A 13,480-nucleotide genomic window follows, 5' to 3' on the forward strand; every position below is an offset into this window, starting at 1 on the left:
AGTCAATCGTGTAGCATCCGTAATGGCATACCATATAGGGATGCATAGATAAGGATCGCGATGGAAGCACGGGAACATACCGCCGTTCTGGAAGTGCAGGGTGTCGACATACGCTATGGTGGCAACCTGGTGGTTTCTGGTGCATCTTTTGACGTTCGAGAGGGTGAGTTTGTGACCCTTCTCGGGCCGAGTGGCAGCGGCAAGACATCGCTGCTGAGGACGATTGCCGGCTTCATTCCGGCCAGTGCCGGCCGGATCAGGTTGCGCGGCGAGTCGATGGAAAAAGTCCCTGCCTACCAGCGCGACGTCGGCCTGGTGTTCCAGAACTACGGTCTATTCCCTCACATGACGGTGGAGGGCAATCTGAGTTTTGGGCCGCGCATGATGAAAGTGCCCTCGGCTGAAATCGAAACCCGCGTCGCCGAGGTCCTCGCGCAGGTCCGGCTGGAGCGGCTCCGGGAGCGGTATCCCCATGAGTTGTCCGGCGGGCAGCAGCAGCGCGTGGCGATCGCGCGGGCTCTGGCCATGCGGCCTTCGCTGCTGCTCCTGGACGAGCCGATGTCCAACCTGGACGCGAGGCTGCGCTCCGAAATGCGCGTGGAGCTGCTTTTATTGCTGAAGCGCCTGGGGATGACCGCGGTGGCGGTGACCCACAACCAGGAGGAGGCGCTCGGAATGTCGGATCGCATCGTGGTCATGGCCGAGGGCGGCATCCGCCAGGTCGGAACACCCGCGGACATCTACCTGCACCCCGCGGATTCCTTCGTGGCCAACTTCGTCGGTGACGCCAACGTGGTCGAAGCCCAGCACGTGGGCTTCGCGCCGGACGGCTACTCGCTGTACCGCTCTACCGATGGCATGCTGATCCGAGGAGCGGCTGCCGGGGCGCAGCTTGGGCAGACGACGCGCCTTCTGATCCGGCCGGAACTGATCGAAGTCGACATCACGGGCAAGGAGGCCGGCAACGATTCCATGAGCGGACTGGCCGCCCATATCGTGAGCACCGCGTACATGGGCGCCTTCACCGAGATCCGGGCGCGCGTGGGCACGGAGCGGCTGCTGGTCAAGCTGCCAGCAGGGGTGCATGCGCCGGCATTCGAAGCGGGCCAGCCCGTTCTCATGCGATGGGCACCCGAGGCCGTGAAGGTGTTGCAGCCATGAGCCGTACAGCAACTTCGGTTGTCCATGTCCACCCAGGCAACGGGCCTCCAAGTGAGGTGCCGTCGATCCGCGAGCCAAGGGTTGCGGGCGCGCTGCAGAGATGGCTGCTGCTTGCGCCTGCGTTGCTCGTGCTCGGCCTGTTCGCCGTCGCGCTGCTTGACCTGTTGAACTGGAGCTTCTACAGCGGCGGCAAGCTGGGCGCGGCGCCCAGCGGCGAGAGGGGTTGGGCCACCTACGGCCGCATCCTGGGCGACCCGCTCTACATGGGGGCCATCTTCGCCACGATCCGCCTGTCCGCGGTCTCGACGGTGTGCAGCCTTGCGCTCGGCCTGCCGGTCGCCTACTGGATCGTGCGAACTGAATCGAGCCGCGTTCGTGCGCTGCTGATCATCCTGGTCGCGGTCCCGTTCATGACGAGCCTCATCGTCCGGCTCTATGCCTTGCTGCTGGTGCTGGGCAACAGCGGCCTGCTGAACACTTTGTTCCAGTCGATGGGCTGGATCGCGGACAACGACTTCGTTGCGCTCGTGCGCAACGAGGTCGGCGTTTCCATCGGGTTGACCTATTTCGTCCTGCCCTTCGTCATCTTCACGCTGGCCGGCAGCTTCCGCCGGTATGACCGCACGCTGGAGGACGCTGCCCAGAACCTCGGTGCGGACGAAGTCGTGACCTTCATTCGCATCACGCTCCCGCTGCTGGCGCCGGGCATCCTAGCCGCGTGCACGCTCGCCTTCGTGCTGGCGGGCACGGCGTTCGCCACGCCCCTGATCCTGGGCGGCAGCGCGGTGCGAATGGTGGCGAACGTCATCTATGACCAGGCCATGTTCGCGCAGAACATGCCCGTGGCTGCCGCGCTGAGCGTGCTGGCCCTGTTGTTCACGATCGTCTGCCTTTACGCAGCCGGGCGCCTGTCCCACGGGAGGAAGCATGCGTAAGCACCGCAACACAGCCCATCGCGCGCGCCGCTCGCTGGCCTTCTGCGCCGTCTGGGCCCTCAGGGCTGCCGCGTTCAGCTTGCTTTTCCTTCCCATCCTGCTGGTGGTCCTGCTGTCCTTTTCGGGTGACGCCTACACCACGCTTCCCCCGCAGAGTTATTCACTGCGCTGGTACGCAAACGCGATCTCCCGCGGCGAGTTCGTCGAGAGCTTCATGACGAGCGTGCAGGTCGCGGCACTCGCGACCCCGCTGTCGGTGGCGATCGGGACGCTCGCAGCCTACGGCCTGTGGAAGTACCCGCGTCCCGGCGCGCGCGCGTTGGAGTCCCTGTTGATGGCGCCGATTCTGCTGCCGCTGGTGGTGACTGGGCTTGCCTTGCTGGTGTTCTTCAACCGGGGCTATCTCCACACCGGGCTGTGGAGCATCGTGCTGGCGCACGTGATCGTCACCTTCCCCTACAGCTTCCGCTCGGTGCTGGCGGTGCTCGCGCGCTACGACAGGCAGCTCGACGAGGTCGCGGCATCCCTGCGCGTGCATCCGGCCACGGCCTTCTGGAATGTGACCCTTCCCATGATCCGGCCGGGCCTCTTCGCGGGCGCCTTATTCGCATTCGTGATGTCCTTCGACGACTTCGCCACCACGATCTTCCTGATCACGCCAGGGACGAAGACGCTGCCCATCGCCATCTACCAGTACATGGAATTCAATCTGGACCCCACCGTGTCGGCGGTCTCCGCCATGCTGGTGCTGCTATCGGCGGTGGGCGTGCTGGTGATCGACAAGGTCCTGGGCATGGATCGCTTCGTAGGGCTGCGTGCGTGAGACACGTCGACACAAGTCGAGACAAGTGACAAGGAAGAGCGAATGGAAAAATCGAACCTGACACCGGTCGAAGGACCTTGCGTCTGGACCGGCGAGCAGCTGGCCTCGGCCGAAGGATGGCGCTCGGTCCTGAGCGCCGACGAAGCCGCCGCCCTGCAACGCGCTGCCCGCCGCGTCATTGCCGGCGGCAAGCCGCTGGAGGCGGTGCGGCGCAGCGACTTCGAGGTGCCGGAGCTTCAGGCACTCTGGGTCCGGATCAGCCGCGAATTGGAGCACGGGCACGGCTTCGTCCTGATCCGCGGCGTGCCCGTGGAAGACCTGTCGGATGAAGAATGCAAGTTCCTGTTCTGGGGCATTGGACTGCAGCTGGGCGTGCCGGTGTCGCAAAGCCGCCTGCAGAACTACATCGCCGAAGTCCGGGACATCGGCGAGAAGATGGGGCAGGCCACCACGCGTGCCTATCGCGCGGGCGGGCCGCTGCGCTTCCACACCGACCAATGCGACGCGCTCGCCCTGCTGTGCCTTCGCGAGCCTGTCTCCGGCGGGCATAGCCGTGTGGTGAGCTCGGCGGCCATCCACAACGAGCTCATCCGCCGCAGGCCCGAGATGCTGCCGGTTCTCCACGCGCCGTTCTGCTTCAGTCGCCAGGGCGAGGAAGTGGAGGGCGAGGCGCCGTGGTACGAGCGGCCGGTCTTCGACCGCGGGGTGGACGGCAGCTTCACGAGCCTGTTCTCGCTCTCCTTCATCGAGAGCGCGCAGCGGCTGCCCGAGGTGCCGCGGCTCACCCGGATACAACGCGAGGCGCTGGAGCTGGTGGCGCAACTGGCCGATGAACTGAGCACGACGATCGAGCTGCGCAAGGGGGACATGCAGTTCTTCAACAACCATGTCGTCTACCACTCGCGCACCGACTACCAGGACCACGAGGAGGTCGCGAAGAGGCGTACGCAGCTGCGGCTCTGGCTGGCCACGCCCCACAGCCGTCACTTGCCCGACGGCGCGTCCGTATTCTTCGGCTCGACGCAGCCTGGCGTGATACGTGGCGGCATCACCCCGCCGTCGGGGCGACGCTTCGCCTTTGAAGACTGGCGCAGCGCAGGCTGGACGGATGCCGAGCTTCGCATCTTCAGGGGCGGTCATGCTGCATGAACGCGCAGGGGACTTCGATGGGGAAGAAGGCCGTGGTTTTCAAGATAGACTTGCTGCGAACCCTATCCCGAACTCACGGCAGCGAGTCAGTCGTGCACGCATCATGAGCAAATCCACGGAAGCCGATCGTGTCTTCAACGGCATCGTCACTGATATCCTCGCCGGCGCAATACGGCCCCGGGAGCGGCTTTCCGAGCGCGAGCTGGTGTCCCGTTTCAAGGTAAGCCGCACGCCGGTGCGCGAAGCCACCAAGCGGCTGCTGGAGCGTGGCTTCATCGAGACTGGCCCGCGCGGCGTGGCCGTCGTGGTGGACGTCAGCTCGGAGGAATTGCGCCAACTCTATGTCTTGCGGCTGCAACTGGAGAGCACCGCGGCGCGGGAGATCGTGGCGAACATCACGCCGCCGGAAATCGCTGCCCTGAAGCAGATCAACAAGGAATTCAAGCAGGCACTCGAGCAGCGCGACCTCGTGAGGATGCTTGAGGTCCGCGCCGACTTCCACGCCCTGCTCGGCAGAGCCACGCGCAACCGATGGCTCGCTGAGGTGCTCGTGATGTTGCGCGACAAGGCTTATGTCGTTCGCCACTACCACTGGCAGGATTTCCATCGCGCCTCCGCGACCCTCGACATCCACAACCAGATGATCAAGGCGCTCGAAGGCAAGGACGCAGAGGCGTTCGTGCAACTGGTCTGCCAGCAGATCAGTGCAGCCATCGCAACCTACGAGAACCGGCTGCAGGCGCCGTCGTGGAACGCTTCCGCCAGCGCAGCGCCGTTGTTGGCCAAGATGCCCCGGCCCAGGCAGCCGGCGGGCCGTTCCGCAGCCAAGGCGGTGAAGCCGAAGCCCGCGGGCAAGCCGGCGCGCAAGCTCGTCGCCTGATACCGGGACTCACCGGGGCGGACGCAAGCGTCTCGCCCCCGCGCCTATCAAAGTGCGGCAATCGCCTGGAACTCGATCAGGAGACCCGGGTCGGCCAGGTGGTTCACTTCGACGATCGTGCTGGTGGGCAGCCGGTCCTTGAAGAACTCCATGCGCGCCGCGACGATCTCCTTGAACTGGCGCACATCCGTGGTGTAGACCACGATCGAGACGATGTCGTCGAGCGTACCGCCCGCCGCTTCCAGCACGGTTCGCATGTTCCGGATGCATTGGCGCGTCTGCTCGGCCATGTCGCCCGGCCCCACGAGCTTGCCGTCGCCATCGCGAGCGAGCTGCCCCGACAGGAAGATCAGGGACGAGGGCTTGTCGACGCGAATGAAGTGGTGATAGACGGTCTTGCGCACATTGGCCAGGCCGGCGGGGTCTCCGCGTGTGATTTCGCTCATGGTGTTCAGTCCTTTCTTGGGTTGGTGATTCAGTGCGCGTCGATCCAGCGGACTACGCGATCCAGCTGGGCATCGTGGCGCCGTGGGATGGGGCGCTCCGGATTGGGGTAGCCCACGTTGATGACGCCGATCACGCGCGCCCCGGGTGCTTCCAGCCCGACGAGGGCGGCGACCTCCGGAGACTCGGCCAGTGCGCCCGTGGTGAGCAGGGAGCCGACCCTCGCATCCGCGAGCGACAGCAGGAAGTTCTGGACGGCGGCGGCGGTGGCGAATTCCTCCTCTCTGGCCACCACCCTGAGGTTGTCCAGCGCGGGCACGCAGGCGACCACGACGTTCACCGGCGCGTCCTTGGCACGCCGGGCCGCGCGCGCCACATCGCGTCCCGTGCGCAGCGCCGCGGCCTCATAGGCGCTGACCAGCCTGTGGCGTGCTTCGCGCGTGATCACGAAAAAGCGCCAGGGGGCAGAGCGGTGATGGTTGGGCGCCAGCACGGCGTCGGCCAGCGCACGCTCGATCACGCAGCGCGGCACGGGCTCGTCCACATAGGCGTAGACCGACCGGCGGCGCTGCGCAAGCTCACCGAAGGAGGTGGGCGCGGGCGGGCGGGGATTGACAGAAGCGTTCATGGTGTTCAGGATACTTTAATGGTATGCCAATAATACATACCATATTCAGAACCGTCCACTTCACCACGAGGACCCCGCCATGAAACTGCACACCTGCCTCAAGCGATCCGCCGTCGCCATCGCCGCTTTCGCCGCTTTCGCCGCCGCAGCACAAACCCGGGAGGTCGTGCTGGCCACCTGGGGAGGAACCTGGGGCAAGGCCATCGCTGAACAGGCGATCGCCCCCTTCGAGAAGGCGACCGGCGTGAAGGTGAAGGTCATCTCCGGTGTGTCGCTTGCGAACATCCAGATGATTTCGGCCCAGCGGGCCAGCCCGAAGATCGACCTAGTGATGGCGACTTCGCAGGATGCGGTGACCGCGTACGACGACGGCCTGCTCGCGACGCTGGAGGCGAAGGAAATTCCCGTGCTGGCCACCTTGCCGGCCAGTGGACTGCGCCGCGATGCAAGCGGCGCGGTCAAGTTCGCCGGCATGTGGGTGTACCCCTACGGCATCGTCTACCGCACGGACAAGGTCAAGACCGAGATCAAGTGCTGGAAGGACCTGTGGCGCCCTGACCTGCGCAACAAGGTCGGTGTCTCCTCCCCCAGGTACATGAACGGCTACTTCCTGCTCATGGCGAACAAGCTCGCCGGCGGCACGGAGGCGGACGTGAGGCCCGGGATGGAGCTCGTGAAGACGATGGGCCAGAACCTGGTGGCCGTGGTGGACGATTCCGCCGGGCAGCAGCGCCTGCTGGCGCAACAGGAGGTCTGGGCCGTGCCCATGGTTTCCAGCGCCGCCTACAAGATGATCGACGAGGGCGTGCCCGCGAAGTTCACGATCCCGTGTGAGGGCGCCCCCGCCGGCATGGACGTGATCGCCCTCGTGAAGAACGGGCCCAATGCCGCCGAAGCCAGGAAGTTCATCGACTTCTACCTGAGTCCGGAAACGATCGCCAACGTCACCCGCGAACTGAAGATCACGCCGGTCAACCGCAACGCGAAGATCACCCCCGAGCACGCCAAGTACACGCTCCCCGATGCGGAGTTCCAGAAGCTGATCGTGTTCGACGAGCAGGCGACCGCAACCGGGCGCGGCAAATGGCAGGACGCGTGGGACCGTGAAATCGCTCCCCTGACGCGGCGTTGATTCCGGCCATGCCTCACATCACAGCCAATGGCGTACGGACCTTCTACCGCACGCTCGGGGAGGGTCCGGCCCTCCTGCTGATCGCCGGGAACGGCATGGACCACACCGCATTCGACGAGCAGTTGCCGGTGTTTGCAGAGCACTTTCAATGCATCGTGTACGACCTGCGCGGCATCGGCGCAAGCGAGGTGCCGCAGACGGGCTACACGCCCGCCGAGATGGCAAAGGACGCCCTGGCATTGCTATCCGCACTGGGCATCGAGCAGGCCCACGTCGCCGGCTACTCGCTGGGCGGTGCCATTGCACAGGAAATGGCGCTGGCGCAGCCGCAGCGGGTGCTGTCGCTGTCGCTGTACTCCAGCTACGAGCGGCCGCTTCCGTACATGCGGCTGCGCTACGACATCCTGATCAAGGTGGTCGAGGAAACGACGCCGGAGCTCTGGGCCATGTACAGCGCGTTCTCCGCCTTCGGGCCGGAGTTCGTCAATGCGCATGAGCATGCACTCCGCGACGAGATCGCGAAGCGGATCGATCGCTGGAAGCAGGGCGACGCGCCCTCGCGCACCGGCCTGGCCGGGCACTACCGGGCCATCCTTGCGCATGACACCTCCAGCCGCCTGGGCGATATCCGGTGCCCGACCTGGATTGCGGTGGGCTCCACCGATGCGGTGACGCCGGTCTGGCATTCGCAGCGCATGCACCAGCTGATCTCGGACTCCACGCTGAACGTGTTCCCAGGCAAGCCGCATCGCATCCTGAACTTCGAGGCCGCCGAGTTCACTTGCAGCGCGCTCGAGTTCCTGTTGACTCATCGGAGTCCTTGACTGGCATACCAATAAGGCATATATTTCTTCATCGATTCACCAACACCAGCTGAAAGATCATGGACAAGATCATCATTTCTTCGGACTCCCACGTGTTCGAGCCGACCGACCTCTGGAAGAACACCCTGGGCAGTCGCTTCGGCGACAACCTGCCGCAGGGCGTCTCCAACTTCGAGGGCCACGAAGGCAACTTCTTCTACGTCGGGCGGCCGGGCGAAGCGGCGCGCCTAGAAGAGCTGGTGTCCGATGACGGCAAGGACCGCCGCCTGGACGACCTCGCCAAGGCAGGCTCCGACCCGGTGTACCGTCTCGAGCTCATGGACAAGGACGGCATCTACGCCGAGGTCCTGAACCCCACCTGGGGCCTGTGGATTCCCCGCATGGCCGATGGGGCTGCGCGCAATGCTTGCGCCGAGGTCTTCAACGACTGGATCCAGGAGTACTGCTCCCAGAACCTCAAGCGCCTGCTGGCCGTCGCAATGATCCCGATCGTCGATGTCGACTGGGCCGTGAAGGAGCTCGATCGCGTCGTCAAGCGCGGCGCCCGCGCCATCATGATCGGCACCAACCCGGTGGACGGCGCGGCTCCCTACCGCGACCGCAAGTACGACAAGTTCTGGGCCGCCGCCCAGGAGGCGGAACTGCCGGTCACGCTGCATATCGTCACCGGCCGGGTGCGCGACCCCTTCACCTACCACGGTGACAAGGAGCGGGAAAACATTCCGGCCAGCTTCCTCGACCTGTTCTACGAGGTGCAGCCCGCGCTGGCGAACGAATTCATCTTCGGGGGCATCTTCGACCGATTCCCGCGCCTGAAGATCTTCCTGTCCGAGTACGACGCGTCGTGGCTGCCGATCCTGAAGTACCGCCTCAACCGCGTCCAGACCTTTCCCGGCTTCGATCATCTCGAGAAGAAGCCGGCGAGCCGCTACGTCGAGGAAAACATCTACGCCGGCATCATCAACGACCCGCTGGCCGCGAAGCTGCGCAACGAGATCGGCATCGACCGGATCATGTGGGGCTCGGACTTCCCGCACCCGCCCTGCCCGTATCCCAACACCACCCAAAACATCGATCGCATCCTTAACGAGCTCTCCCCGGAGGACCGCTTCAAGGTGGTGGCGGGTAACGCGGCCAAGCTGTTCAAGATCGACCTGTAGGCGCTGGCCATGAGAAGGATCCTGGAGATCACTGGCTGCACGCTGATCGACGGCACGGGAAGCGCGCCGATCCCCGACGCGACGCTGCGTGTGGTCGACGGTCGCATCACGGCCGTATGGTGCAACGGCGAGCGCCCGGCCGACCAGCAGGGCCCCGCCGAACAGGTGGTCCAGGCGCGGGGCAAGACGGTGATCCCGGGCCTGATCGACGCGCATTGCCACATCTCCTACGGCGAGGGCAAGACGGCCGAGGAGGTCGACATCTACGGCGGCCCGGAGTGGTCTGCGGTGCGCTCAGTCTGGAATGCGCAGAAGGTGCTGCAAAGCGGCGTTACCAGCTTCTGCGATCCGGGCTCGACCTGGAACGTGGCGGTCACCTGCCGCGATGCCATCAACAACGGCATGTTCGACGGCCCGCGCATCTTTGCGGCAGGCCGTCACATCAGCGCCGACGGTGGCTTTGCGGACTACTTCCCCAGCTGGCTCGGCATGCCGGTCTCAGCCGAGGGCGTACTCTGTCCGACCCGCGACGAGATGCGGCGCGAAGTGCGGCGCCAGGTCAAGAACCGTGTCGACCTCGTAAAGATCAGCGGCGACAGCCAGGCCCAGGACACGCGTCCCGATGCCGGCCCGTGCTTCTCGGACGACGAGCTGTCGTGCATCGTCGATACGGCCCACGGGCTCGGCCGAAAGGTCACGATCCACTCGCGCTACGCGAAGACCGTGGCTGCCGCCGCGCGTGCAGGCGTGGATTGGGTGATTCACGCGTCGTACATGGACGCTGGAGACATCGGACTCCTGCTGGACCGGCAGGTCCCCATCTGCGCCACGATGACCTACACCGCCAACATCGTGCAGCACGGGCGCGACGTGGGGGTGGATCCCAACTACATCGAGGTCAAGAAGCGTGAGCTCGACGCGCTGGTCAAGGCCCACCGCAAGGCGATCGAGGCCGGCGTGCCGATGATGGCGGGCTCCGAGGCAGGCTTTGCCGTCACCCCCTACGGACAATGGCATGCGCGCGAGATCGAGCTGATGGTGGAGCTGCTGGGCATGAAGCCGCTCGATGCCATCACGGCAGGCACCTTCAACAATGCGAAGGCCTTCGGCTGGGAACGGGAGGTCGGCAGCCTGCAGCCGGGGCGCTGGGCCGACCTGCTGGTGCTCGACGGCGACCCCCTGGCGGACATCCACATGCTGAGCGACCCCAAGCGCATTGCCGCAATCTACAAGGGTGGCGAGCTTGTGCCGCGCCCCGATTCCCCTCCGACCCGTCGCCGCATGGGGCACGAGCGATCACTTGCGGTCTCCAGCGTCCCGTTGAACAGGTGAGTCAAATGGAAGTGATCGAATCAACCGCCACCGACGTCGAGACTGAGGCCGGCAACTGGCTGCAGGCCACCGTCTGCGAGGCCGTGAAGCTCACGCCCGATACCCTGCTGCTGCGTCTCAGGTCCGCCACCGGCGAGCCGCTGCCCCCGTATGAGCCCGGCGCACACGTGGCGCTCGCATGCGGCGAAGGCGTGATCCGCCACTACTCGCTGACCGGTGCGCGCCTGCATCCGGGCCTGTATGAACTGGGCATCAAGCGCGCGGAAAACAGCCAGGGTGGCAGCCGCTGGGTGTTCGACCACGCGGCTGTCGGTTCCCGGCTGCTCATCTCCAGGCCACGCAACCACTTCCCGCTTGTCGCCGAGGCGGGGCAGTTCGTCTTTCTCAGCGGAGGCATCGGCGCGACGCCGATCATCTCCATGCTGTACGAACTGCAGGCCAGGGGCATTCGGGCGCGCCTGGTGCACATGTGCCGCTCGCGCGAAGACCTGGGCTTTCAGTCCTGGCTGTCGGAACTGGCGAACTTCCACGACGTGCACCTCCACTTCGACGCCGAGGCGGGACTGTTCGATCTCGAGGCCGAGCTGGGCCGCTCGCATGGCGACGCCCACATCTACTGCTGCGGTCCGACCGGAATGATGGACGCCGTCCGCCTGCACGGCGAGGCCGCGGGGCGCGCCGACCGCTTCCACTTCGAGTATTTCGCCGCACCGCAGGTGCAGCGCGACGAAGCGCAGGACGGCGAGTTCACGGTGGTGCAGGGCAGCACCGGCCGCAGGATCGCGGTTCCAAAGACCAAGACCATGCTGGCAGCCCTGCGCGAGGCCGGCATCGCGATGAAGAGCGAATGCGAATACGGCGTCTGCGGCTGGTGTGCCGTCGGGGTGAAGGACGGGGTCCCCGCCCACTTTGACTCCTACCTGACGGCTGCCGAGAAGGAGGCCAACAAGCTGGTTCTTCCTTGCGTGTCGCGTTGCACAAGCGCGAGCATCACCCTGGACATCTAGCCGGCACCGGCCCTGAGGTCATTCATAACCATAACCAGGAGCTCCCATGAGACTCGCCACTTTTTCTCTTCGCTCGTCGCCCGAGCGGCAGCTTGTCGGCTTCCTGCGCGGTGACCGCCTGATCGAGGTCGATGCGCCATCCGTGAAGGCCTTGCTCGCACGTGGTCGCGATGCGCTAGATGCGCTGGCACGCAAGGTCGATACGTTGCCTGGTCCCGGGCATTCCCTTCAGGATGTCCACGTCCTGCCGCCTGTTCCTGATGCCAACAAGTTCCTCTGTGTCGGCAAGAACTACCGAACCCATCTGGAGGAGCTCAAGAGGACGGACCTGATCAAGGAACTGCCTAGCGAACCGACGGGCTTCGTGAAGCTCAACGACGCACTCACCGGCCACGACGCCGAGGTGGTGCGCCCTGCCTCGGTAACGCGCCTGGACTACGAGCCCGAAATGGTCTTCGTCATCGGCAAGGCCGCCCACGACGTGAAGCCTGACGACGCGATGTCTTATGTGGCGGGAATCACAATCCTCAACGATCTCACCTGCCGCGACACGCAGAAGCGGGAAGTCGCGTCGGGCTCGCGCTTCTGGACGGCAAAGAACGCCCCGGGCTTCGGTCCCTTGGGCCCATTCATCATCACGATGGACGAGGTGCCCGATCCGTACGACATCTGGATCACCTGCAGCGTCAACGGCGAACAGCGCATGCGCGTCAACACCAGCGAACAGATCTGGAAGCTTTCGCGGATCATCGAGCACTTCTCGCGCCTCGTGCCCCTCATGCCCGGCGACATGTTCTCCACCGGCGCGCCGGGCGGGGTCGCCGTGGGCAAGGCGAACGCGGAGGACCTGTTCCTGAAGCCGGGAGACGTCGTCGAATGCGCCTTCGAGGCACCCGCCATGATCCTGCGCAACCGGATCGTGGCCCCATGAGTTCCGATCGCCACGACTTCGCTCCTGCGTCACGCCGGACTTTTATCGCTGCCGCATCGGCGACACTGCTCACCGCATCGTCCCTGGCACGAGCCCAGCAGGGTTTTCCTGCGCGAACGGTGACCCTGATGGTGCCCTTTCCGCCGGGAGGCGGTGCCGACACCCTGTCGCGGATTCTGGCGGTGCCGCTCGGAAATGCCTGGCATCAGTCGGTCGTGGTCGACAACCGGCCCGGTGCGAGCGGCAAGATCGGTGCTTCCGCCGTGGCGCGTGCGCCGGCGGACGGCCACATGCTGCTGATGGCATCGACCGGCGCCATCGACGAGAGCAATTTCACCGCGCTCGCGCCGGTGGCGCTCGTGTCCGCGTCCCCCTACATCGCTGTGGTGCACCCAAGGCTCGGGATCAACAACATCCGCGACTTGATCGGGCGCGCAAAGACAGAGCCCGGCAAGCTTGCCTTCGGATCGTCGGGCGAAGGATCAGCGTCCCAGCTCACAGTGGAGCTGTTCAAGCAAATGACTGGCACCGACATGTTGCATGTGCCCTACAAAGGTACAGGCCAAGCTGTGACTGACCTCTTGGCCGGCACCATCCAGCTCATGTTTGCGCCGGGTCAGGCGGTGTTGCCTCATGTCGCATCGGGCAAGCTGGTGGCCATTGCCGTCACGAGTCCAAAGCGCGCCCGTGCTGTCCCGGCGTTACCGACCATCGCGGAGTCCGGAGTGCCGGGCTATGCGGCCTCGGGATGGTTCGGCCTTTTTGCGCCCGCGACTACGCCCCAGGCAGTCATCCGCCGAATCGCGGACGACGTGGACATGCTGATGGGGAGGCCGCACATTGTCGATGCCATGCTCAAGGTGGGTGCAGAACCCTCGCGGGGCACTCCGGCGCAGTTCGCCCGGTTCGTCCAAGAGGAGCTGTCGAAATGGAGCCGTCTGGAAGCCCAAATCGCAGAGAGGCAGAAGCCACGTTGAAGGCGCCGGATGAGCCCTGCACGCATACGGCACTCACCCATCGATTGCGGAGAAGTGGAAGCATCTGGATCGACGGCACACGGTGGACCGGTTTGTG

14 protein-coding genes are annotated in these 13,480 nt (G+C 65.2%); 12 read left to right on the forward strand and 2 right to left on the reverse strand.

The window, feature by feature from the left end; all coding sequences use genetic code 11:
- Window positions 1-60: 60 nt before the first annotated feature.
- The 5 genes from AC1DEK_RS15625 to AC1DEK_RS15645 all read left to right on the forward strand — a co-directional run bounded on the left by AC1DEK_RS15625 (window position 61) and on the right by AC1DEK_RS15645 (window position 4,948).
- Window positions 61-1,161, forward strand: a complete 1,101-nt coding sequence (locus tag AC1DEK_RS15625; protein WP_478126157.1) for an ABC transporter ATP-binding protein — start codon at window positions 61-63, stop codon at window positions 1,159-1,161.
- Window positions 1,158-2,096: an ABC transporter permease gene (locus AC1DEK_RS15630; protein ID WP_478126158.1), complete on the forward strand. Its 939-nt coding sequence runs from the start codon at window positions 1,158-1,160 to the stop codon at window positions 2,094-2,096. The genes AC1DEK_RS15625 and AC1DEK_RS15630 overlap by 4 nt, the downstream gene beginning before the upstream one ends.
- Window positions 2,089-2,919 carry an ABC transporter permease gene (locus AC1DEK_RS15635; protein ID WP_478126159.1) on the forward strand — a complete coding sequence of 277 codons (831 nt, stop codon included), beginning with the start codon at window positions 2,089-2,091 and terminating at the stop codon, window positions 2,917-2,919. Before AC1DEK_RS15630 ends, AC1DEK_RS15635 begins: the two co-directional genes overlap by 8 nt.
- Before the next feature lie 42 nt (window positions 2,920-2,961).
- A complete protein-coding gene (locus tag AC1DEK_RS15640; RefSeq protein ID WP_478126160.1) occupies window positions 2,962-4,068 on the forward strand; it encodes a TauD/TfdA family dioxygenase in 1,107 nt (368 codons plus the stop codon).
- A 103-nt stretch (window positions 4,069-4,171) separates the two neighbouring features.
- Window positions 4,172-4,948: a GntR family transcriptional regulator gene (locus AC1DEK_RS15645; protein WP_478126161.1), complete on the forward strand. Its 777-nt coding sequence runs from the start codon at window positions 4,172-4,174 to the stop codon at window positions 4,946-4,948.
- A 47-nt stretch (window positions 4,949-4,995) separates the two neighbouring features.
- Here the strand turns inward: AC1DEK_RS15645 and AC1DEK_RS15650 are convergent, their stop codons facing one another.
- The gene (locus AC1DEK_RS15650; RefSeq protein WP_478126162.1) at window positions 4,996-5,394 is read right to left on the reverse strand and encodes a RidA family protein; all 399 of its coding nucleotides are present in this window, start codon (window positions 5,392-5,394) and stop codon (window positions 4,996-4,998) included.
- A 29-nt stretch (window positions 5,395-5,423) separates the two neighbouring features.
- Window positions 5,424-6,020, reverse strand: a complete 597-nt coding sequence (locus AC1DEK_RS15655) for a nitroreductase family protein (protein ID WP_478126163.1) — start codon at window positions 6,018-6,020, stop codon at window positions 5,424-5,426.
- Between the two features lie 79 nt (window positions 6,021-6,099).
- Between AC1DEK_RS15655 and AC1DEK_RS15660 the strand changes: the two genes are divergently transcribed.
- From AC1DEK_RS15660 to AC1DEK_RS15690, 7 genes are read left to right on the forward strand one after another with little or no spacing between them, the layout of a single operon-like run.
- Window positions 6,100-7,152 (forward strand): extracellular solute-binding protein, encoded by a 1,053-nt coding sequence (locus AC1DEK_RS15660; RefSeq protein WP_478126164.1) that lies wholly within the window; start codon window positions 6,100-6,102, stop codon window positions 7,150-7,152.
- Window positions 7,153-7,160: 8 nt separating this feature from the next.
- Complete coding sequence (locus tag AC1DEK_RS15665; RefSeq protein WP_478126165.1) at window positions 7,161-7,976, forward strand: alpha/beta fold hydrolase; 816 nt, start codon at window positions 7,161-7,163, stop codon at window positions 7,974-7,976.
- A 59-nt stretch (window positions 7,977-8,035) separates the two neighbouring features.
- On the forward strand, window positions 8,036-9,136 hold the full coding sequence (locus tag AC1DEK_RS15670; RefSeq protein ID WP_162577907.1) for an amidohydrolase family protein: 1,101 nt from the start codon (window positions 8,036-8,038) through the stop codon (window positions 9,134-9,136).
- A gap of 9 nt (window positions 9,137-9,145) precedes the next feature.
- On the forward strand, window positions 9,146-10,468 hold the full coding sequence (locus tag AC1DEK_RS15675; RefSeq protein ID WP_478126166.1) for a metal-dependent hydrolase family protein: 1,323 nt from the start codon (window positions 9,146-9,148) through the stop codon (window positions 10,466-10,468).
- Window positions 10,469-10,473: 5 nt separating this feature from the next.
- Entirely contained in the window at window positions 10,474-11,475 is a 1,002-nt protein-coding gene (locus tag AC1DEK_RS15680) for a PDR/VanB family oxidoreductase (protein ID WP_478126167.1), read from the forward strand.
- A gap of 46 nt (window positions 11,476-11,521) precedes the next feature.
- The gene (locus AC1DEK_RS15685) at window positions 11,522-12,406 is read left to right on the forward strand and encodes a fumarylacetoacetate hydrolase family protein (RefSeq protein ID WP_478126168.1); all 885 of its coding nucleotides are present in this window, start codon (window positions 11,522-11,524) and stop codon (window positions 12,404-12,406) included.
- On the forward strand, window positions 12,403-13,383 hold the full coding sequence (locus tag AC1DEK_RS15690) for a tripartite tricarboxylate transporter substrate binding protein (RefSeq protein ID WP_478126169.1): 981 nt from the start codon (window positions 12,403-12,405) through the stop codon (window positions 13,381-13,383). The genes AC1DEK_RS15685 and AC1DEK_RS15690 overlap by 4 nt, the downstream gene beginning before the upstream one ends.
- Window positions 13,384-13,480 lie beyond the last annotated feature (97 nt).

The sequence above is a fragment of the Variovorax sp. 10N420 genome, assembly GCF_056394705.1.

Bases quoted from the DNA above. Each gene is read 5' to 3' on its own strand.
- AC1DEK_RS15640 (WP_478126160.1), top strand. From the start codon at position 2,962: ATGGAAAAATCGAACCTGACACCGGTCGAAGGACCTTGCGTCTGGACC.
- AC1DEK_RS15685 (WP_478126168.1), top strand. From the start codon at position 11,522: ATGAGACTCGCCACTTTTTCTCTTCGCTCGTCGCCCGAGCGGCAGCTT.
- AC1DEK_RS15690 (WP_478126169.1), top strand. From the start codon at position 12,403: ATGAGTTCCGATCGCCACGACTTCGCTCCTGCGTCACGCCGGACTTTT.
- AC1DEK_RS15650 (WP_478126162.1), bottom strand. From the start codon at position 5,394: ATGAGCGAAATCACACGCGGAGACCCCGCCGGCCTGGCCAATGTGCGC.
- AC1DEK_RS15645 (WP_478126161.1), top strand. From the start codon at position 4,172: ATGAGCAAATCCACGGAAGCCGATCGTGTCTTCAACGGCATCGTCACT.
- AC1DEK_RS15665 (WP_478126165.1), top strand. From the start codon at position 7,161: ATGCCTCACATCACAGCCAATGGCGTACGGACCTTCTACCGCACGCTC.
- AC1DEK_RS15635 (WP_478126159.1), top strand. From the start codon at position 2,089: ATGCGTAAGCACCGCAACACAGCCCATCGCGCGCGCCGCTCGCTGGCC.
- AC1DEK_RS15675 (WP_478126166.1), top strand. From the start codon at position 9,146: ATGAGAAGGATCCTGGAGATCACTGGCTGCACGCTGATCGACGGCACG.
- AC1DEK_RS15680 (WP_478126167.1), top strand. From the start codon at position 10,474: ATGGAAGTGATCGAATCAACCGCCACCGACGTCGAGACTGAGGCCGGC.
- AC1DEK_RS15660 (WP_478126164.1), top strand. From the start codon at position 6,100: ATGAAACTGCACACCTGCCTCAAGCGATCCGCCGTCGCCATCGCCGCT.
- AC1DEK_RS15670 (WP_162577907.1), top strand. From the start codon at position 8,036: ATGGACAAGATCATCATTTCTTCGGACTCCCACGTGTTCGAGCCGACC.
- AC1DEK_RS15630 (WP_478126158.1), top strand. From the start codon at position 1,158: ATGAGCCGTACAGCAACTTCGGTTGTCCATGTCCACCCAGGCAACGGG.
- AC1DEK_RS15625 (WP_478126157.1), top strand. From the start codon at position 61: ATGGAAGCACGGGAACATACCGCCGTTCTGGAAGTGCAGGGTGTCGAC.
- AC1DEK_RS15655 (WP_478126163.1), bottom strand. From the start codon at position 6,020: ATGAACGCTTCTGTCAATCCCCGCCCGCCCGCGCCCACCTCCTTCGGT.